16 protein-coding genes and 1 riboswitch are annotated in these 19,624 nt (G+C 28.3%); of the genes, 13 read left to right on the top strand and 3 right to left on the bottom strand.

What is annotated here, in order from left to right; translation table 11 throughout:
- Positions 1-95: 95 nt before the first annotated feature.
- The gene (locus CLPA_RS17580) at positions 96-956 is read left to right on the top strand and encodes an NAD(P)/FAD-dependent oxidoreductase (protein WP_003445687.1); all 861 of its coding nucleotides are present in this window, start codon (positions 96-98) and stop codon (positions 954-956) included.
- 91 nt (positions 957-1,047) lie between these two features.
- On the opposite strand, the gene CLPA_RS17575 is transcribed toward CLPA_RS17580, so the two are convergent.
- The 3 genes from CLPA_RS17575 to CLPA_RS17565 form a co-directional block, all read right to left on the bottom strand.
- Entirely contained in the window at positions 1,048-1,605 is a 558-nt protein-coding gene (locus CLPA_RS17575; protein WP_003445688.1) for a cell wall hydrolase, read from the bottom strand.
- Positions 1,606-1,612: 7 nt separating this feature from the next.
- Positions 1,613-1,744, bottom strand: a riboswitch (cyclic di-AMP (ydaO/yuaA leader).
- Between the two features lie 66 nt (positions 1,745-1,810).
- Positions 1,811-2,800, bottom strand: a complete 990-nt coding sequence (locus tag CLPA_RS17570; RefSeq protein WP_003445690.1) for a hypothetical protein — start codon at positions 2,798-2,800, stop codon at positions 1,811-1,813.
- A 186-nt stretch (positions 2,801-2,986) separates the two neighbouring features.
- Positions 2,987-3,658 carry a BON domain-containing protein gene (locus tag CLPA_RS17565; RefSeq protein WP_003445692.1) on the bottom strand — a complete coding sequence of 224 codons (672 nt, stop codon included), beginning with the start codon at positions 3,656-3,658 and terminating at the stop codon, positions 2,987-2,989.
- 194 nt (positions 3,659-3,852) lie between these two features.
- Between CLPA_RS17565 and cdaA the strand changes: the two genes are divergently transcribed.
- The 12 genes from cdaA to CLPA_RS20965 all read left to right on the top strand — a co-directional run bounded on the left by cdaA (position 3,853) and on the right by CLPA_RS20965 (position 19,619).
- Entirely contained in the window at positions 3,853-4,698 is an 846-nt protein-coding gene (gene cdaA, locus CLPA_RS17560; RefSeq protein WP_003445693.1) for a diadenylate cyclase CdaA, read from the top strand.
- A complete protein-coding gene (locus CLPA_RS17555; RefSeq protein WP_003445694.1) occupies positions 4,671-5,879 on the top strand; it encodes a CdaR family protein in 1,209 nt (402 codons plus the stop codon). The genes cdaA and CLPA_RS17555 overlap by 28 nt, the downstream gene beginning before the upstream one ends.
- Before the next feature lie 69 nt (positions 5,880-5,948).
- Complete coding sequence (locus tag CLPA_RS17550) at positions 5,949-7,586, top strand: NAD(P)/FAD-dependent oxidoreductase (protein WP_003445695.1); 1,638 nt, start codon at positions 5,949-5,951, stop codon at positions 7,584-7,586.
- Positions 7,587-7,785: 199 nt separating this feature from the next.
- A complete protein-coding gene (ptb, locus tag CLPA_RS17545) occupies positions 7,786-8,691 on the top strand; it encodes a phosphate butyryltransferase (protein WP_003445696.1) in 906 nt (301 codons plus the stop codon).
- Between the two features lie 74 nt (positions 8,692-8,765).
- Entirely contained in the window at positions 8,766-9,833 is a 1,068-nt protein-coding gene (buk, locus tag CLPA_RS17540; protein WP_003445697.1) for a butyrate kinase, read from the top strand.
- Between the two features lie 130 nt (positions 9,834-9,963).
- On the top strand, positions 9,964-10,596 hold the full coding sequence (locus tag CLPA_RS17535) for a YhbD family protein (protein WP_003445698.1): 633 nt from the start codon (positions 9,964-9,966) through the stop codon (positions 10,594-10,596).
- Positions 10,597-11,376 (top strand): polymer-forming cytoskeletal protein, encoded by a 780-nt coding sequence (locus CLPA_RS17530; RefSeq protein WP_003445699.1) that lies wholly within the window; start codon positions 10,597-10,599, stop codon positions 11,374-11,376.
- Positions 11,377-11,906: 530 nt separating this feature from the next.
- Positions 11,907-13,271 (top strand): phosphoglucosamine mutase, encoded by a 1,365-nt coding sequence (glmM, locus tag CLPA_RS17525; RefSeq protein ID WP_003445700.1) that lies wholly within the window; start codon positions 11,907-11,909, stop codon positions 13,269-13,271.
- 189 nt (positions 13,272-13,460) lie between these two features.
- Complete coding sequence (locus CLPA_RS17520) at positions 13,461-14,816, top strand: glucose-6-phosphate isomerase (RefSeq protein ID WP_003445701.1); 1,356 nt, start codon at positions 13,461-13,463, stop codon at positions 14,814-14,816.
- A gap of 191 nt (positions 14,817-15,007) precedes the next feature.
- Positions 15,008-15,676, top strand: a complete 669-nt coding sequence (locus CLPA_RS17515) for a DedA family protein (RefSeq protein ID WP_034829830.1) — start codon at positions 15,008-15,010, stop codon at positions 15,674-15,676.
- 226 nt (positions 15,677-15,902) lie between these two features.
- Positions 15,903-17,633 carry a bifunctional diguanylate cyclase/phosphodiesterase gene (locus CLPA_RS20970; RefSeq protein ID WP_003445704.1) on the top strand — a complete coding sequence of 577 codons (1,731 nt, stop codon included), beginning with the start codon at positions 15,903-15,905 and terminating at the stop codon, positions 17,631-17,633.
- Positions 17,634-17,660: 27 nt separating this feature from the next.
- The gene (locus CLPA_RS20965) at positions 17,661-19,619 is read left to right on the top strand and encodes a PAS domain S-box protein (RefSeq protein ID WP_003445706.1); all 1,959 of its coding nucleotides are present in this window, start codon (positions 17,661-17,663) and stop codon (positions 19,617-19,619) included.
- Positions 19,620-19,624 lie beyond the last annotated feature (5 nt).

Raw genomic sequence — 19,624 nt, 5'->3', positions numbered from 1 at the left:
GATTTACTTAATAATTCTACACCTGATTCTTTAGTGAATTTATCAAGCCTTACAATTGTAAATTTTAATTTTAGGTATTAAGGAGATGATATATAATGGAAGAACGTTACGATATAGCTATAATAGGTAGTGGACCAGCAGGTCTATCTGCTGCTATTAATGCTAAAATAAGAAATAAGAGAATAATTTTATTCGGAAATAAAAATTTAAGTTTTAAGCTGACAAAAGCTCCTAAAATAAATAATTTTTTAGGTTTCTATGATATATCTGGAGAAGATTTGAAAAATAAATTTAATGAACATATTGATAAAATGGGTATAGAAATTACTGAAGAGAGAATAAATGCTGTTTATGCTATGGGTGATTATTTTACACTTATGGTTAATGAAAAGGTTTATGAATCAAAAGCTCTCATACTTGCTACTGGAATGGAGTATACAAAGCCATTAAAAGGTGAAGAGGAATTACTTGGTAAAGGAGTAGGGTATTGTGCTACTTGTGATGCACCTTTATATAGAAATAAAATTGTGACAATAGTAGGGTATACACAAGAAGCTGAAAAAGAAGCAAATTATGTTAGTGAACTTGCATCAAAATTATATTATGTACCTATGTATAATGAAAGCTATGATCTTGTAGATAAAATAGAAATTTTAAAGGATAAGCCTTTAGAAATAAAAGGACAAGATAAAGTTGAAAAACTTATTCTAAAGTCTAATGAGATAGAAACTGATGGGGTTTTTGTATTAAAAGAAAGTGTGGCACCAGCACAGCTTGTACCAGGACTTTTAATAGAGAATGAGCATATAAAAGTTGATAGAACAATGAAGACAAATATAGATGGATGCTTTGCAGCAGGAGATTGTGTGGGATTTCCATATCAATATATAAAGGCAGCAGGAGAAGGTCAAATTGCTGCTTTAAGTGCTGTAAAATACTTAGATTCACTAAAATAATAAAAAAAAATATATATGAATATATTTTAAGCCTCAACAAAATTCATAGCTTGTTGAGGCTTTTATGTTTTAATAGACAATTTTTTATTTACTAATTTACTACAAAAAAAGTATGATTGCCTATTGGTTTTACATTGGTTTTTTTTATGTTAATCATCCAACTTGAACGGGCTGTTTTAGGATTATAAAAATATAGAGCATTAGTAGTAGGATCCTTTCCATCTAGAGCATCAAATACTGCATTATAGCAATCTTTATTTGCAGTAACATTAATATTTCCGTCTACTACGCAGGAAAATGCGTATTTTTGTTTTACAACATCATTTATACTCTTTGGAAAACTTTTATCTCTAAGTCTATTGAGTATTACAGATGCTACCGCCACTTTTCCTTCATAAGGCTCAGCATTACTTTCGGCATATACTACTTTTGCCATTAAATCAATATCTTCTTTTGTTACAGCGAAGGACCTTCCCTCAGGGCTAAATACTTTTATGGAATCAGATTTCTCATTATATAAATTTATAGCCCCTCTATTGGCAGATGAAGAAGTATTTCCTGAGGGTGTTGTGGTTTTAGCATTTACAATACTTGAGGGTAATAATCCTAAAAACAGAATAAACACAATAGCCCAAATGCTTTTTTTCATTTATATTCTTTCCTCCTTTTATTATACGAGGTTAGCTGACGGGTTTGGTAAAGGCAAAACCTACGCAAAAAGCGATTCACCCCAAAATATGGTTCCCCCGTATGACTTAGGCTAAAGGTATTATTCCCAGTTAAAAAAAAATAATACAATAATAACAAAAAATTTAATATTGAATTAAAAATAGATAGAAATATGGTAGATTTAATTAGTAAAAAACATCTTTGAAATTATTTTTTAAATTATTAAAATTTTTATTCATAATATTGTACTTTGTATCAGAATCTTTATACAAATCTGAAATGTCTAAGGAACTATTTTTTGATTCTGATATATACTTTTCTTTTTTTAAAGCCGATGAAAAACTATTTATATAAGTATTATAATCATTAAGAACTTTATTAAAATTTCTATATACTTCAATTTGATTTTGTGGTACATTTATTTGAGAAAATTGCTCTAATATATTATTAAATTTATCTTTATTATTTTGAACTTTTACAATAGCATTATCATAGGAAATAGAATTTTTTCTTGCACTTTCCGCGTAATAGTATAAGTTTACTCTAACTGAATTGAATTTAGCTAGAATATCATTTATATTATTTTCAAATTCCATATTTTGAGTATTTAATATATCTTTGTCATTTTTTATTCGTGTGAAGTTTAATATATAATTGTAAGAGTTATTTATAAATACAGTGCTATCTTTAGAAAGACTAAAAAATTTATGATTTGATTTTATGTATCCATAATATTTAATACAGTTATTTTTGTAATTAATAAAATTTTGTATAGAGTTATTTATATCATTAGATTCTAAATTATTAAATATAGAAAGTAGCTGCTTGTACATCAATATATTATTATCTAAACCTGATTTAAGAGAATCAAATGTATATTTATATCTGGAGTCAGCATCATAGTTTTCTAGATTTTTATTTATTTTTATTAGAGAATTTATGACCGAAGGAAGTTTATCTTTTGCTTTTTCTATGTCAATAGTTTGTCCTTCATTAATAGATGCAGTTTGAGAATTTATAATATTGATATTTTTAATATATGTATTTAATTGATATTTAGATTTATTATATTTACTTAAAGTAGAAATATTAAAAAATATAAATATTAATAAAAATATATTAAAGGTAATGATAGCAGATAGTAATATTATTTTCTTTGTATTTTTATCAAACATAGAAATTCCACCTCTTTTTATATTTTTAAATATAAGATAATTAGTCTATTTTGTACTACATATAAAATTAATTTAAATAATTAAAATTTAATAGAATACAAAATAGACTAAATTGTTAAGTTTATTATTCTAATGAAGATTCTATGTTAATATTTATATTTGTAAAACTTATTATTTATTCTAAATTTATGAAATTCCTGTTTCAATTGTATGCAATTTTAATTTATTATTTACTTCTTTTATTCCAGGTACTGATTGTATTATAGTAACTAATCTATTTATGTCTTCTTCTTTTTCTGCATATCCTGACAAAGTTACTTTACCACGGATGACAATAGCTGAAATATCATTTACGTTAATTTTAGATTGCATTAATATCATGTTTACATCATTAGTTAAAGAAGCATCATCTTTAAAAGAAGCTAAATTTATTGTACTTACTACACTTCTTATTCCAAAGGTTTTATTGGCTTCACTTATAGCTATTTGTCTATCTCTTTCGGTTTCTACGTCCCCTACTAAAAGAACATTTCCTCCAGATACTTTTGCTGTAACTGATAAAATTCTATTTTTAAAAACACTATTTCTTAAATTGGAATTAACAAGATCAGTTAATTCTTTATCTGTTGTATCGCCATCTAATGATATAGTAATATTATTTCTTACTTCTTTAACACCACCCACCTTATAGGCTATCTCTTCTGCCTTATTTTTTTCCGCAAGTACATTTACAAAACCTTGCATAGATACTATTCCATTAAAAGATTTAACTTTTATATCTTTTGAACTGATATTCATAGATTTAGCCAATGCTGACCTTATTGTATCTTCAATTAATCCATCATTAATTTTCACCATAATACACAACCTTTCTAAATGTATAATTTTATCACAAACTACAAATGTTGTAATTTTATTGATTATATTATAATAAAGCTATTTATAAATAGTATTCCAAAAGTTTATATTAATATTTTATAAAATTTTATCATGTTATACTACATTGAGTTACAATAGTGTATAATTGTTAGTAGGCTAATGGAGGTGAAATTATGGATATTATAAATATTTTAGTTGCTGCAGTTAAATCTCTAAGCATATGGTCTATATTGGATATAATGGTAGTGACATACATATTTTATAAAGGCTATATGTTAATAAAGGAAACCAGAGCGGAGCAACTTTTAAAAGGTATATTATTAATATTGTTATTAATGCCGGTTAGTAATTTTTTACACCTTACTATGCTTAATTGGATTCTTGAAAGGACCATAACAATTGGAGTTCTATCCATAATTATAATATTTCAACCTGAAATTAGGAGAGCCTTAGAACATCTTGGAAGAACTGCCTTTAATGATGTACATATTTTAGAGAATAAAGAAAAAATGGAAGAAGTTATAACTCAAATAGTGAATGCTGTTTATAATCTTTCAAAAACAAGAACAGGTGCACTTATTGTAATGGAGCAAAGAACAAAACTTGAAGATATAATGAGTACTGGAACTAAAATTGAAGGAATTGTATCTTCTGCCATTTTAGAAAATATATTTGTAGTTAATACACCGCTGCATGATGGCGCAACAATAATTAGAAATGATAGAATACTGGCATCAGGATGTTTTTTGCCTCTTTCTTCTAATTATGATATAAGTAAAAAACTTGGAACAAGACATAGAGCTGCACTTGGAATATCTGAAAATTCTGATGCAATTGTAATTGTAGTTTCTGAGGAGACTGGAGTTGTGTCTCTTGCTATTAACGGAAAATTAACTAGAGGATATACTAAAGATAAATTAAAAGATATTTTAATAAGAATAATTCTTATCAGATTTTCAAAGAATAATTCGTTTAAAGAGAAGGTGAAAATGTGGAGAAGAAAACCAAACAGCAAATAGTAATAAAAATATGTTGCGTAATTGCTGCATTTTGCCTGTGGCTATATATTTCAAATTGGGAAAATCCAATAAAAACCTATAGATTAAGAAATGTTTCTGTAGAATTAATAAATACAGATATATTAACGCAATCTAGACTTACTCTTTCACAAGGCCAAAATTTTAATGTAACATTGACTTTAAGAGGAACAGATTTAGAAGTTATGCGAGCAAGACCAGATGATTTTAAAATAGTAGCAGATATGAGTGAATATGCTGTTAAAAAAGGTGAGAATAGAATACCAGTTCAGATAATTCACTATCCTAGTAATATTAATATAGAAAACACTAATACTATGTGGGTAAATGTAAATTTAGATGATTTACATCAAAAAACTGTGCCCATAAAGGCTAAAATAGAAGGATCACCTAAAGAAGGGTATTATTCTTCAGAAGCAGTAATAAGTCCGGGAGATGCAATAGTGAGTGGACCGGATAAGCTTGTAAATACAGTTAAAAATGTAATAGTAGATGCTAATATATCTGATCTAGATAAAGATGTAGATTTAAGTGTACCATTAGAAGCAGTAGATGATTCAGGTAAAATTGTCAATGGTGTAAAGGTACAGCCTCAAAATGCCAGTGTCACAATTCCTATAAAAAAAGCTAAGTCTGTTGGTGTAAATATAAAAACAACAGGACAACCAATTAGTGGAATTGATATAAAGGAGATAAATCCCGTATATCCAACCATAGATATAATTGGAGATAGTGATAATCTAAGCAAAGTATCGGCGATAGATACAGTTCCTATAGATTTATCTAAAGTAACTGAGAATAAAACTATAAAGGTAAAATTAAATCTCCCTAGTGGTATAAATACAGTTAACGGTGATGAATCTATAGATGTAAAGACAAATGTAGAAGGCATAATACAGAAAATATTTACAGTTAATATTAATTTAATAAATGTTCCACAACAATTTAATGCGTCTTTAGAGCAGAAAAGTACGGATATAACTGTATCAGGAGATAAATCAATTGTAAATTCCATAAAAGATGGAGATATAAAGGCCAATGTAGATTGTTCTTCACTTCAAGAAGGAATTCATAATTTGCAGATTTCTGTGGCACTTCCCAAAGGTGTTGCTAATATTTCGGATAGTCCTAGTAATGTAAATGTAACTGTTAGTAAAAAATAAAAGTAAGACATATAAAAAATATTATCTATTTTAATGTGTCTAAATAAAATTATAAAAGGAATGTTAAACATGTCAATTAGAATTAATAATTTAAGTTTAAATATAGAAGAAGATATATCGCAATTAGAAAAGAAAGCTGCTTCAAAATTAAAGATATCGGAAAAGAATTTTAGGAATTTTAAAATATTAAAAGAATCCATTGATGCTAGAAAAAAAGATAACATAAAATTTAATTATGTAGTAGAAGTTTGTCTAGATAGGGAGAAAAAAATAATTAATAAAATTCATGATAGAGATGTAAGTTTTCAAGAAAAAGATAATAAAGAAGAAATTATTTATGGAGATTTACATTTGGATAACAGACCTGTAATAGTTGGTATGGGACCAGCAGGAATGTTTGCAGCACTGTTGCTAGCGGAAAAAGGTTACAAACCATTAGTTGTAGAAAGAGGGGAAAGTGTAGAAAAAAGAACTAATGCTGTAGAAGAATTTTGGAGAACAGGAAGACTTAACACAGAGTCAAATGTTCAATTTGGAGAAGGGGGAGCAGGTACTTTCTCAGATGGAAAACTTACTACTAGAATTAAGGATAAAAGATGTAATTATGTAATTGATAAATTTATAAGCTTTGGTGCACCAAAAGAAATATCATATATAGGAAAACCTCATATAGGTACAGATATATTAAAGAATGTAGTTAAAAATTTAAGGCAAAAAGTAAAAGAACTTGGTGGAGAGGTCAGGTTTAATAGTAGATTAGAGGATATTAATACTAGAAATGGAAAAATTAGATCGGTAATTATAAATGGAGAAGAAATTAATTGTAATGCTTTAATTTTAGCTATAGGACATAGTTCAAGAGATACTTATGAGATGCTTTATAAAAATAATATTTTTATGGAAGCTAAACCTTTTGCATTGGGAGTGAGGATTGAGCATAAACAGAGCATGATAAATGAAAATCAGTATGGAAAATACGCAGATCATCCTAGATTAAAAACAGCAGATTATAGATTAACTTACACCTCAAATATTACCAATAGATCTGTATATAGTTTTTGTATGTGTCCAGGTGGAGAAGTAGTGGCAGCAGCTTCTGAAGATAATAGGTTAGCTACAAATGGAATGAGCTACTATAAAAGGGATAAAGAAAATGCAAATTCAGCTTTAGTAGTAACAGTAGGGGTAGAAGATTTTCGAAAGGAATGTTATAATTTTAACAACGAGACCTTAAATCAGCACCATCCTCTCCTAGGTATGGAAATGCAAAGATATTATGAAAACAGGGCTTTTATTGCTGGAGGAAGTAACTTTAATGCTCCAATACAGCTTGTAGGAGATTTCTTTAAAGATGAAACCAGTAAGAAAATTGGTAGTGTTATTCCAAGCTATAAGCCTGGATATGAACTCTCTAATTTAAAAGACTGTCTTCCAATTTACATAATAGATACTCTGAAAGAGGGAATACTGAATTTTAATAAAAAGATCCAAGGATTTGGAGATGATAATGCAGTGTTAACTGGTATAGAGACCAGAACTTCAGCTCCTGTGAGAATAATGAGAAAGGATAATCTTGAAAGTGTATCGGTATCAGGACTATTTCCTTGTGGCGAAGGTGCAGGTTTTGCTGGGGGTATAATGTCAGCTGCAGTAGATGGATTAAAGTGTGCTGAAGCCGTAATAAAAAAATATATGCCGCTAGATTGAATTTTCTGAAAAAATCATATTTTTATAAAATATTTGATAAAATAGAAATATAAGTTTGTTAATTTTTAGATTTACAATAAAATCATATAATGTATATAATTAAAATATAATAAACGATTTAAAGAAAATATTTTCTAAATATAAAATCTATTTCTTTAAAAATATCCAATCCCAAATAATTAAGAAGAGGTGCTAAAGTATGATTAAAAGTTTTGAAGAGGTTTTATTAAAAGTCAAAAGTAAGGACATTAAAACGGTATCTGTTGCAGTTGCACAGGATATACCAGTACTGGAAGCTATAAGAGATGCTAAAAAAAATGGTATTGCAGAAGCAATTCTAGTAGGAGACAAAGAGGAAATAACTTCTATCGCACTTAAAATTGGAATGGACATAAATCAGTTTAAAATAATAGATGAACCAGATGTTAAAAAAGCTACGCTAAAAGCCGTAGAAGTTGTTTCACAGGGAAAAGCCGATATGGTTATGAAAGGATTAGTAGATACAGCAACTTTTTTAAGATCAGTACTTAACAAAGAAGTAGGTCTTAGAACTGGGAAACTTATGTCACATGTGGCTGTTTTTGAAACAGAAGCATTTAATAGATTACTATTTTTGACAGATGCAGCATTTAATATGTATCCAACATTAAAAGATAAAATACAGATAATTAATAATGCAGTAAAAGTAGCACATGCTGTAGGAATTGAAGAACCTAAAGTAGCACCTATCTGTGCTGTTGAAGTTGTCAATGAAAATATGCCTGCAACTTTGGATGCAGCTATGCTTTCAAAGATGAGCGATAGAGGACAGTTTAAAGGATGCATAGTTGATGGACCATATGCTTTAGATAATGCTTTAAGTGAAGAAGCAGCAAAACACAAAAATATAAAAGGTACAGTAGCTGGTAAAGCAGATGTTCTTTTATTACCAAATATAGAGACGGCAAATGTTATGTATAAAACTTTAACTTATACAACTAATTCAAAAAATGGCGGTATATTAGTTGGAACTGCAGCCCCAGTTATATTGACATCAAGAGCAGATAGTCATGAAACAAAAATGTATTCAATTGCACTTGCATCATTAGTTGCAGGTCATAAATAAATATAATGGATATCTATAATTAGTATAGTAATTGGATTTATGGAATAAATTAGATTATAAAAGGGGGAAATACAATGTATAAATTATTAATAATCAATCCAGGTTCTACATCAACAAAAATTGGGGTATATGAAGATGAAAATCAAGTTTTGGAGGAAAATCTAAAGCATTCAGCAGAGGAAATAGCTAAATATAATACAATATACGATCAATTCCCATTCAGAAAAGAAGTTATTCTCAATGTATTGAAAGAAAAAAATATAGATATTAGTACTTTAAGTGCAGTAGTTGGTAGAGGTGGATTGTTAAAACCAATAGTTAGTGGTACATATGCAGTCAATGACACAATGCTTGAAGATTTAAAAGTTGGAGTTCAAGGACAGCATGCATCAAATTTAGGCGGTATAATAGCAAATGAAATAGCTAAAGAATTAAATATACCATCTTATATAGTAGACCCTGTTACTGTAGATGAAATGCAGGAAGTAGCAAAAATTTCAGGAATACCAGAAATAAAAAGAAGAAGTATTTTCCATGCACTAAATCAAAAAGCGGTTGCCAAAAGATATGCAAAGGAAAAAGGTGTAAAATACGAGAATTTAAATCTTATTGTTACTCATATGGGTGGTGGAACATCCGTGGGTGCTCACTGCAAGGGAAAAGTAATTGATGTAAATAATGCTCTTACAGGAGAAGGTCCATTTTCACCAGAAAGAAGTGGTGGAGTTCCAGCTGGAGATTTAATTGATATTGCTTACAGCGGAAAAGTAAGTTATGAAGAAATGAAAAAGAAAATAAACGGAAAAGGTGGAGCTGTTGCATATGCTAACACAAATGACTTTAAGGTTGTTGCTGATAAAGCAGATGCAGGAGACAAGGAAGCTAAATTAATATATGATGCATTTATTTATCAAATAGCAAAAGAGATTGGTCAAGATGCCGCAGTATTATCAGGAAAAGTAGATGCAATACTTCTTACAGGTGGAATAGCTTATAATAAAGGAATTACAGGTAAAATAGCAGAGAGAGTTTCATTTATAGCTCCAGTAGTAGTTTATCCAGGAGAAGATGAACTTTTAGCTTTAGCTCAGGGTGCTCTTAGAGTATTAAATGGTGAGGAAAAAGCAAAAGAATACGTATAAAATATAAATATACAGTATTAATTTGCCGATGTTATCTTTAGTTTACAAAACTAAGAATAACATCGGTTATTTTTTATTTTCTTTACATCGTAACAATGTTATGTTACACTAAATTTAAGGAGGGGTACTTATGAAAGAAGAGTTAATTTCTAAAAAAGAACTTTTAGAATCAACGGATATATCTTATGGTCAACTTTATAGATGGAAGAGGAAAAATTTAATTCCTGAAGAATGGTTTATAAAAAAATCTTCTTTTACAGGACAGGAAACTTTTTTCCCTAGGGAGAAAATTCTTGATAGAGTGGAAAAGATAAAAAATATGAAGGATGATACATCTTTAGATGATTTAGCACAAATTTTTTCAACTGAAGTTTCAGATATTAAAATTTCTTATAATGAAATTATTGAAAAAAATATTATTATGGAGAATGTTGTAGATATATATAAGGATTTTAGTTCAATGAGTTCAGTTTATTCATTTAATGAAATATTGTATATGACCATACTACAAGAATTTTTAATTGAGGGAAGTATTTCAATTGAAGAAAGTAAAAATCTTCTTCAGACTCTGAAGGACAATTATAATAAATATGCAGGAAAAAGCTGTGAAATATTATTTGTAAGAAAAATGGGTGTAGGAATAGCTATTATGTTATCCGCTTCCAATGAAATTTATTTTGAAAAATTATCAAAAATTGTGATGAGAATAAGTATTAATGAGATTATAGAAAAATTAAAATTAAAAATTAAGGAGCTGTTTTAAATGGAAGCTAAACAAGATCTTAAAATATCCGGAGCAGGATCTGCAGGTGGAGGAATATATGATGAAGTTAAAATTAGTGGGTCAGGTAACATTAATGGTGATTTAGAATGTAATACTTTAAAATGCAGCGGTTCAGCAGATATAGAAGGAAATGTGGCAGCAAAGAATATAAAGTTTAGCGGATCTGCTAAAATCAGAGGAAATATTAAAGCAGAAACAATGGATGTTAGCGGGTCAGTGAAAGTTAATGGAAACATGGATACTGATGAAATTAAAGTAAGTGGTGGATCACAAATTATTGGAGATGTAAAAACTAAGAAAATAAAAATATCTGGTACCAGCAGTATTGATGGAAATTTACATGGAGAAGAAATTGATATATCAGGCAGCATAAATATAAAAAAAGACTGTGAAAGTGAAATTTTTAAAGCTTCTGGCAGCATGAATATAGAAGGACTTTTAAATGCAGGAGAAATAAATATAGCTTTGCATGGAAGATGCAGGGCAAAGGAAATTGGAGGAGAAAATATTAGTGTCAGGTTATCTGCTTTTGGAGACTCAATAGTAGCTAAATTTTTAAAATCAATGTTTTCCTATAGAAGAGAACTTATTACTGAAGCTATAGAAGGAGATAATATTTATCTTGAGGGAACTACGGCAAAGATAGTTAGAGGAAACAATGTTGCAATAGGTAAAGGCTGTTATATAGAAATAGTTGAATATAGTGGAGAGATAAAAATTGTAGATGATGGAAAAGTTGAAAAAAAGGTGAAAATATAGGGGCTGTCATTGTGAATTATAATTAATTTTACCTGATTCTTAGAAATCTGTTGTATTATCAATAAGCTAAGTCATAATTATAAATAGGCTATAGAAATATATAATATGGTTAGATTCAGGGGAAAGGTCCTACGGGCAGGTAATAGAACCTATGAATGTTACATCTAAAATTAAAAAGAAAATTATACAGCTAGTTAATCTATTCGATCTACGGTCTAAAAACGTATATTGACATCTATAATTGTTAATTTATTAGTTTGTAAGCTTTTTTCGTAACATAGCGAAGAAAAAGCATCAATAACTCTTAATTTTTAACTCTTAACTAAATAAATTTGATATTTGAACTTTTTTAATTCTCCACTGTTAACTATCAACTTTCAACTGAAAAAAGTGTTTGGAACTTTTCTCCTTTTATCATCTGTCACCTTATAATTGTTTGACGAATATTAATATGATATAATGTTATGCATGAATATTTTTATTATGTAAATTAAATTAAGATTTATTTATAGAGTGAGGTAGAAAATATTATGAGTAGGATGTTTGGTACAGATGGTGTAAGAGGTGTAGCTAACTGTGAATTAACGCCAGAAATTGCATATAATCTTGGAAGAGCTGGTGCTTATGTATTATCAAAGGGATCACATAAACCAAGGATATTAGTGGGAACGGATACGAGAATATCTAAAGACATGTTAGAGTCAGCATTGGTATCTGGAATACTTTCTGTAGGTGCAGAGGCGGTATGTGTTGGAGTAATACCTACACCAGCTATAGCCTATCTTACAAGAAAATATAAACTGGATGCTGGAATTGTAATATCAGCTTCTCATAATCCTGTAGAATATAATGGTATAAAGTTTTTTAATTCCCAAGGTTACAAGCTTTCAGATGAATTAGAAGATCAAATACAAAATGTTATAGAAAGTGGATGTGAGGGAATTCCATCACCTTCTGGTGCAAATTTAGGAAGAAAGGTAATAGAGGATTCGGCATTGGAGGATTATGTAGCATTTGCCAAAAGCACAATTAATTGTGATCTTAAAGGAATGAAAATAGCTTTAGATTGTGCTAATGGAGCTAGTTATAAGAGTGCGGTTAAAACTTTTAGAGATCTTGGTGCGGAAATCGTTGTAATAAATAATGATCCTGATGGTATAAACATAAATAAATGCTGTGGATCTACTCATCCTGAGGAACTAATGGAATATGTAGTAAAAAAGAAATGTGATTTAGGTTTGGCTTTTGATGGAGATGCAGATAGATGCCTTGCTGTAGATGAAAGAGGTAACCTCATAGACGGTGATTTTATAATGGCTATATGTGGTAAATATTTAAAAGATAAAGGAAAATTAAATGAAAATGTAGTTGTTGTAACTGTAATGAGTAATATGGGACTTTTTATTGCACTTGATAAAGAAAATATAAATACAGTTAAGACAAAAGTTGGAGATAGATATGTATTAGAGGAGATGCTGAAACAGGGTTACAAGCTTGGTGGTGAACAATCAGGCCATATAATATTCCTTGATTATAATACTACTGGAGATGGACTAGTTACCGGGCTTCAATTATCATCTATAATAAAAAATAGCAATAATACACTGTCACAGCTTGCCGGTATGATGAAAAAATTACCTCAAGTATTAGCAAATGCTACTATACCTAATAGTAAAAAGAACATATACAAAGAGGATGAAGAAATTATACAGGAAATAAAAAAAATAGAAGAAAAGCTTCAGGATAAAGGAAGGGTTTTAATCAGACCTTCTGGAACTGAGCCTTTAGTGAGAGTAATGCTTGAAGGAGAAAATCAAGTAGAACTTGATACCATGGCACATTCCTTGGCAAATCTCATAGAAGAAAAGGCTAAAGAGGCTATATTTGAGAGTTAAGGGTTAATTCAATAAAATATATTTACTTAGAAAGTCTTAATGAATGTAAAAATTATAATTTTCATTAAGGCTTTTTTGTTACAAATAATGGCAAATGTGTATTGAAAGATTTAAATAAATAAGATATAATTATGTTCGAGAGTAAAATTATGCAAACTTTGAGTATAATATATTTTAGGAGGTAGGACTATGACAAAAAAATTATCTTTAGACCTAACTAAATTAGATTCTTTTTTAAATGAAAATGAGATTACATATCTTCAGCCAATGGTTACAGAGGCACATAATATGCTTCACAGTAAGACTGGCCAAGGAAACGATTTCTTAGGATGGATTGACCTTCCGGTAGATTATAACAAAGAAGAATTTGAAAGGATAAAAAAATCTGCAGAAAAAATAAGAAATGATTCAGATGTACTTATAGTAATTGGAATTGGTGGATCATATCTTGGGGCAAGAGCTGCTATAGAAACTTTATCACATACTTTTTATAATACTATTTCAAAGGATAAGAGAAAATCACCAAATGTATTTTTTGTAGGAAATAATATAAGTTCTACTTATATGGTGGATTTATTGGAAACGATTGAAGGAAAGGATATTTCAGTTAATGTTATATCAAAATCAGGTACTACTACTGAACCTGCTATAGCATTTAGAATCTTTAAAGATTATCTTGAAAAGAAATATGGTAAGAATGGTGCTAAAGAAAGAATATATGCTACTACTGATAAAGAAAAGGGTGCTTTAAAATCTTTAGCAGATGCAGAAGGTTATGAAACTTTTGTTATTCCAGATGATGTTGGAGGAAGATTTAGTGTATTAACACCCGTTGGGCTTTTGCCAATTGCAACTGCAGGTATTAATATAGATGAACTTATGAAAGGTGCAGCAGCTGGAAGAGAAGCATACAGTTCTCCTAAATTAGAAGAAAATGATGCTTATAGATATGCAGCAGCTAGAAATGCCCTATATAGAAAAGGTAAGACAACAGAAATACTTGTTAATTATGAACCAAGTTTACATTATTTTGGTGAATGGTGGAAGCAATTATATGGTGAAAGTGAAGGAAAAGATGGTAAGGGAATATTCCCAGCAGCAGTTGACTTTTCAACAGACCTTCATTCTATGGGACAATATATTCAACAGGGAATGAGAAATATATATGAAACTGTAATTAATGTAGAAACTCCTAGAAAAAATATTATTATTGAGAAAAGTGATGAGAATATCGATGGTTTGAATTTCTTAGCAGGTCAGACTATGGATTATGTAAATAAAAGAGCATTTGAGGGAACAGTTTTAGCTCATAATGATGGAGGAGTACCAAATATTGTGGTTAATGTGCCAGAATTGACTGATTATTATTTTGGATACTTACTATATTTCTTTGAAAAATCTTGTGGGGTCAGTGGGTATTTGTTAGGAATAAATCCATTTGATCAACCAGGAGTTGAAGAATATAAGAAAAATATGTTTGCTCTTCTTGGAAAACCAGGTTATGAATCTAAAAAAGAAGAACTGGAGAAAAGGTTAGGTAAGTAATAAAGACAAATTCTGCTGATAGTGCTACCATCAGAGGATTTTGTTAAAATAATATTATATAAATTTTAACAATAAATCAGGAAGCTTAGTTGAATTATGTTTTACTGTATAGAAAATAACTAAGATTTCTGATTTTTATTTTTAAAAATTAATTAGATGGCAAAAGATTAAATTCTCATTATTAGGAGGAAATAAATATTATGGAAAAATTAATTAATACTGTACTCCATTTTGACAAATACCTAAATATAATTATTCAAAATTATGGTTCTTGGACTTACGTTTTACTTTTCTTAATTATATTTTGTGAAACGGGATTAGTGGTTACTCCTTTTTTACCAGGAGATTCTTTGATTTTTGCAACAGGGGCACTGGCAGCAAGAGGATCCCTTAGTATAATAACACTCTATATCATATTTTTAGCGGCTGCGATAATTGGAGATACTGTCAATTATCATATTGGTAAAAAAATAGGTATAAAGATTTTTGAAAGGGAAGATTTAAAATACATAAATAAAGAGCATCTTAAAAAAGCAGAAAGCTTTTATAAAAAACATGGTTCTATGACTATAGTATTGGGAAGATTTATACCTATAATAAGGACATTCGTGCCTTTTGTAGCAGGTATTGGAGAAATGCATTATTCTAAATTTATAGTTTATAATATATTGGGGGGATCTTTATGGGTATCTCTATTCTTAATAGGTGGATATTTCTTTGGAAATTTGCCAATAGTAGAAGAGAATTTTTCTTATGTAGTCATAAGTATTATAGCAATATCAATTATTCCCGCAATTATTGCATTTATCAGAGAGAAGAAAAATAGTAAAACTCAAGTGTTAGATATGATGGAAGAATAGATCTAATATTTTAATTAAAACATGAAGAATTTATTATATTAAATTCTTCATGCTTTTTTATTTTAAAATTATCAGTTTATTATAAAAATAAGTAAATGAATTTTATATATAATTAATTATATATTCCCATAAAATCACGAATATAGTAAAATTAAATATATGTTATATTATGTTGAATTTAATTAATAAAATACATAATATAAAGAAATTAAGGAGGTGGTTAAATGTGGAAAAGCATGATGAAAATTTATGGAAAGCATTTACTGGAAAAACCGAATCTTTAAATTTAAAAAATGAAGTTAAATATAAATTGATGTTAGAAGCAGTTAATGATATTATGTGGGAATGGAATATAGAAAATAATAAACTTAATATGTTTGGTAATTATAAATTTATTATTGATTTTGATGCGAAGGGTATAAATAGTATAAATGAATTCATAAATAAGATAGTTTGTTTAGAATATAGGGATAAAGTCAGATCAGATTTACAATCATATTTAAAGGGTAAATCTATATATTTTCAGAGTGAATTTAAAATACATACAAAAAATAATGAGGAAAAATGGATTTTTATGAGAGGAAAAGCATTGAAGAGTCCCTCTGGAAAACCAATTTGGATGGCTGGGTCAATAGCAGATACTACACAAAGAAAATTGGTGGAAGAACGTATTGAATATTTGGCATACCATGATTTATTGACTAGATTACCAAATAATATTTATTTGTCTTCAAAGTTAAAAAAAGTTATGGAAAGTGAACAAGGTGCTATTATTTTTATTGGAATAGATAATTTCAAAAATATAAATGATACTTTAGGCCACGATTATGGAGATCTATTATTAATATTATGTTCAGAACTAATTCAATCCTTAATTGTGGATAAGGGAATGGTAGCACGATTTTGTGGAGATATATTTTCAATAATTTTATATAATACAAAAGAAAAAGAAGTATTGAAAAATATATGTGATGAAATAATTAATATATTTAAAAATCCCTTTGAGCTTAAAGATATTCAAGTATATTGTACTGTAAGTATTGGAATTGCTATTTTCCCCGATGATGGAAAGACAGTAAATGAAATATTAAAAAATGCAGATACAGCTATGCATAATTCAAAGGCTATGGGTAAAAATAATTACTCATTTTATGATGAAAAAATAGCTAAAAAGATTATAAGAAGAAGTAATATAGAAAATGGACTTAGAGAAGCTATAGAGAATAATGAATTACAATTATATTATCAGCCACAAATAGATATAAAAAATAATAAAATAAAAGGTCTAGAAGTTCTTTTAAGGTGGATATCACCTAAATTAGGTTTTGTTTCTCCAGATGAATTCATACCTATAGCAGAAGAAACTGGATTAATAGTAAAAATAGGTGCCTGGGTGCTTAAAAATGCTTGTGATCAATGTAAAAAATGGATTCATAAAGGATATGAATTTCAGACAATTTCTGTAAATATTTCTCCTGTACAAATTAATAAAAGCCACTTTTTAGATCTCATAAATAATGTAATAACTAAAAATGGTTTGAAACCTAAAGTTTTAGAATTGGAAATAACAGAGGGAACTTTAATTAAGTCAATTAAAGAAGATGCTGAATTATTAAATAGAATTATAGATACAGGGGTTAGAATTTCAATAGATGATTTTGGAAAAGGGTATTCATCTTTGAATTATTTAACTGCACTTCCTATAAGTACATTGAAGATTGATAAATCTTTTATAGATAGTATTAATAAAGATAGTAAATATAGAGCTATAGTTAGCTGTATAATCAGACTTGCAAAGGATTTAAAATATAGCGTTATTGCTGAAGGAGTAGAGAAAAGTGATCAGAAAGAATTATTAGAAGCCATGGGATGCAACTATATACAAGGTTATTATTATAGCAAACCATTGCCAGAAAAAGAATTTGAAAAACTATTTATTACTAATAATTTCAGTTAAACAAATATACAATAGGAGGATATAAATATGAAATCCCAAGAACAGTGTAATTTGTATAAAAATATTATTAATAATATAAATGATGCTATTTTGGTTGTTGATTATTTAGGAAATATAACTTTTGTTAATAAATCAGCTATAAATTTATATAGATATAGTTTTGATGAATTTTTAAATATGACTATTTCTCAGTTAATGCATTCTAGTAAATTTTTGGAGTCACAATTTAAAGATAATTATACGGATATGATAAATTACAAAAAGGATAATTCTAGTTTCTTTGCAGTAATTAAATATTTTAAAATGCAAGATTATATTATATTCTATATAAGAGAAAGAACTAAAAGAGAACTAAAAGAAAAAGAAAATAAAAATTTAGCATCTATAGTAGAGTCTTCAGATGATGCTATTTTAGCAAAAGATATAAATGGTATTATATATAGTTGGAATACTGGGGCTGAAAAAATATATGGATATAAAAGGAAAGAAATATTGGGAAAACATATTTCCATTGTTATTCCTGAGGAAAGTGATGATAGTATAGATGTAATTTTAGATAAAATAAAAAGAGGAGAAAAAATAGATCATTATGAAACTATAAGAAAAAGAAAAGATGGTGCTATTATTAATGTTTCGGTTACTATATCACCTGTTTATGATGAAGAAGGAAATATATTTGGTGCATCTACTATAGCAAGAGATATTACTGGAGAAAAGCTAAAAAACCGTGAGCTCGCTTCAAAATATGAAGAATTATCAGCAGTATATGAAGAACTTACTGCAACGGAAGAGGAGCTTAGAGCTAATTATAAAGAATTGGAAATGGCCAAAGAAGAGGCAGATAAAGCCAATAAAGCCAAAAGTCAATTTCTTGCTAATATGAGTCATGAAATAAGGACACCAATGAATGGCATATTAGGAGTTACACAATTATTAGAATTTACAGAATTAAATAAACAACAGATGGAATATTTAGAAATATTGAAAGTGTCATCCCATCATTTACTAGATATTATAAATAATATTCTTGATATATCAAAAATAGAATCTGGTAAATTCCAATTAAATTTTACTTTATTTAATATTAGAGATGTAGTAGATATGATCACTAAAGAAATATCTGTAGCGGCAAATAAAAAAGGAATAGAAATAATGTATTATTTAGATCCATTTATAAAGCAAGAACTTTTTGGTGATGTTTTACGTTTAAATCAGATATTAATAAACTTAATGAACAATGCTATTAAATTTACAGAGCGTGGACATGTATATTTAAAGGTAAAAAAAATATATGAAGATATACGCAAAGTAAAGTTAGAATTTTCTGTAGAAGATACAGGTATTGGTATAGAAGATGATTTTAAGGATAAAATATTTAAAATATTTACCCAAGCAGAAACTACGTATACTAAAAATTATGGTGGAACAGGTCTTGGTCTTGCCATATCAAAAGAACTTGTAAATATGATGAGTGGAGATATATGGTTTGAAAGTGAAACTGGAAAAGGAAGTATCTTTTATTTTACTGCAGAATTTTCTTTAGGTGAAAAATATGTAAATGATGACAGTGAAAAGTGTGTAATAAAAAAATCCTCTGAAAACAGTAATGTGGCTGAAGACAGTATCGTTCTTATAGTAGAAGATAACGAAATAAATAAAAAAATAATATCTAGTTTTTTAAAGCAATTAGGTTGTAAATATTTAACTGCTTCAAATGGACAAAAAGCTATTGATATTCTAGAGAATAAATTTGTAAAATTGATATTAATGGATATTCAAATGCCAATTTTAAATGGATATGATACTACAAAAATTATAAGAAAAAAAGAGATTAATACATCTAAGCATATTCCAATTATAGCTATGACAGCTTATGCAATGATTGGAGATAGAGAAAAATTTATAGAGTCTGGCATGGATGAGTACATTTCTAAACCATTTAGTATAGCTGAACTTGAAAATATATTAAAAAAATATTGTAGTTAATTACT

This window comes from Clostridium pasteurianum DSM 525 = ATCC 6013 (assembly GCF_000807255.1).
GTDB classification, from domain to species: domain Bacteria; phylum Bacillota; class Clostridia; order Clostridiales; family Clostridiaceae; genus Clostridium_I; species Clostridium_I pasteurianum.
The sequence above is the reverse complement of the archived record's forward strand: the minus strand, read 5'-3'. Positions and strand labels throughout refer to the sequence as shown.

Excerpts from the sequence above, each read along its gene's own strand:
- CLPA_RS17580 (WP_003445687.1), top strand. The coding sequence starts at position 96 with ATGGAAGAACGTTACGATATAGCTATAATAGGTAGTGGACCAGCAGGT.
- CLPA_RS17575 (WP_003445688.1), bottom strand. The coding sequence starts at position 1,605 with ATGAAAAAAAGCATTTGGGCTATTGTGTTTATTCTGTTTTTAGGATTA.
- CLPA_RS17570 (WP_003445690.1), bottom strand. The coding sequence starts at position 2,800 with ATGTTTGATAAAAATACAAAGAAAATAATATTACTATCTGCTATCATT.
- CLPA_RS17565 (WP_003445692.1), bottom strand. The coding sequence starts at position 3,658 with ATGGTGAAAATTAATGATGGATTAATTGAAGATACAATAAGGTCAGCA.
- cdaA (WP_003445693.1), top strand. The coding sequence starts at position 3,853 with ATGGATATTATAAATATTTTAGTTGCTGCAGTTAAATCTCTAAGCATA.
- CLPA_RS17550 (WP_003445695.1), top strand. The coding sequence starts at position 5,949 with ATGTCAATTAGAATTAATAATTTAAGTTTAAATATAGAAGAAGATATA.
- ptb (WP_003445696.1), top strand. The coding sequence starts at position 7,786 with ATGATTAAAAGTTTTGAAGAGGTTTTATTAAAAGTCAAAAGTAAGGAC.
- buk (WP_003445697.1), top strand. The coding sequence starts at position 8,766 with ATGTATAAATTATTAATAATCAATCCAGGTTCTACATCAACAAAAATT.
- CLPA_RS17535 (WP_003445698.1), top strand. The coding sequence starts at position 9,964 with ATGAAAGAAGAGTTAATTTCTAAAAAAGAACTTTTAGAATCAACGGAT.
- CLPA_RS17530 (WP_003445699.1), top strand. The coding sequence starts at position 10,597 with ATGGAAGCTAAACAAGATCTTAAAATATCCGGAGCAGGATCTGCAGGT.
- glmM (WP_003445700.1), top strand. The coding sequence starts at position 11,907 with ATGAGTAGGATGTTTGGTACAGATGGTGTAAGAGGTGTAGCTAACTGT.
- CLPA_RS17520 (WP_003445701.1), top strand. The coding sequence starts at position 13,461 with ATGACAAAAAAATTATCTTTAGACCTAACTAAATTAGATTCTTTTTTA.
- CLPA_RS20965 (WP_003445706.1), top strand. The coding sequence starts at position 17,661 with ATGAAATCCCAAGAACAGTGTAATTTGTATAAAAATATTATTAATAAT.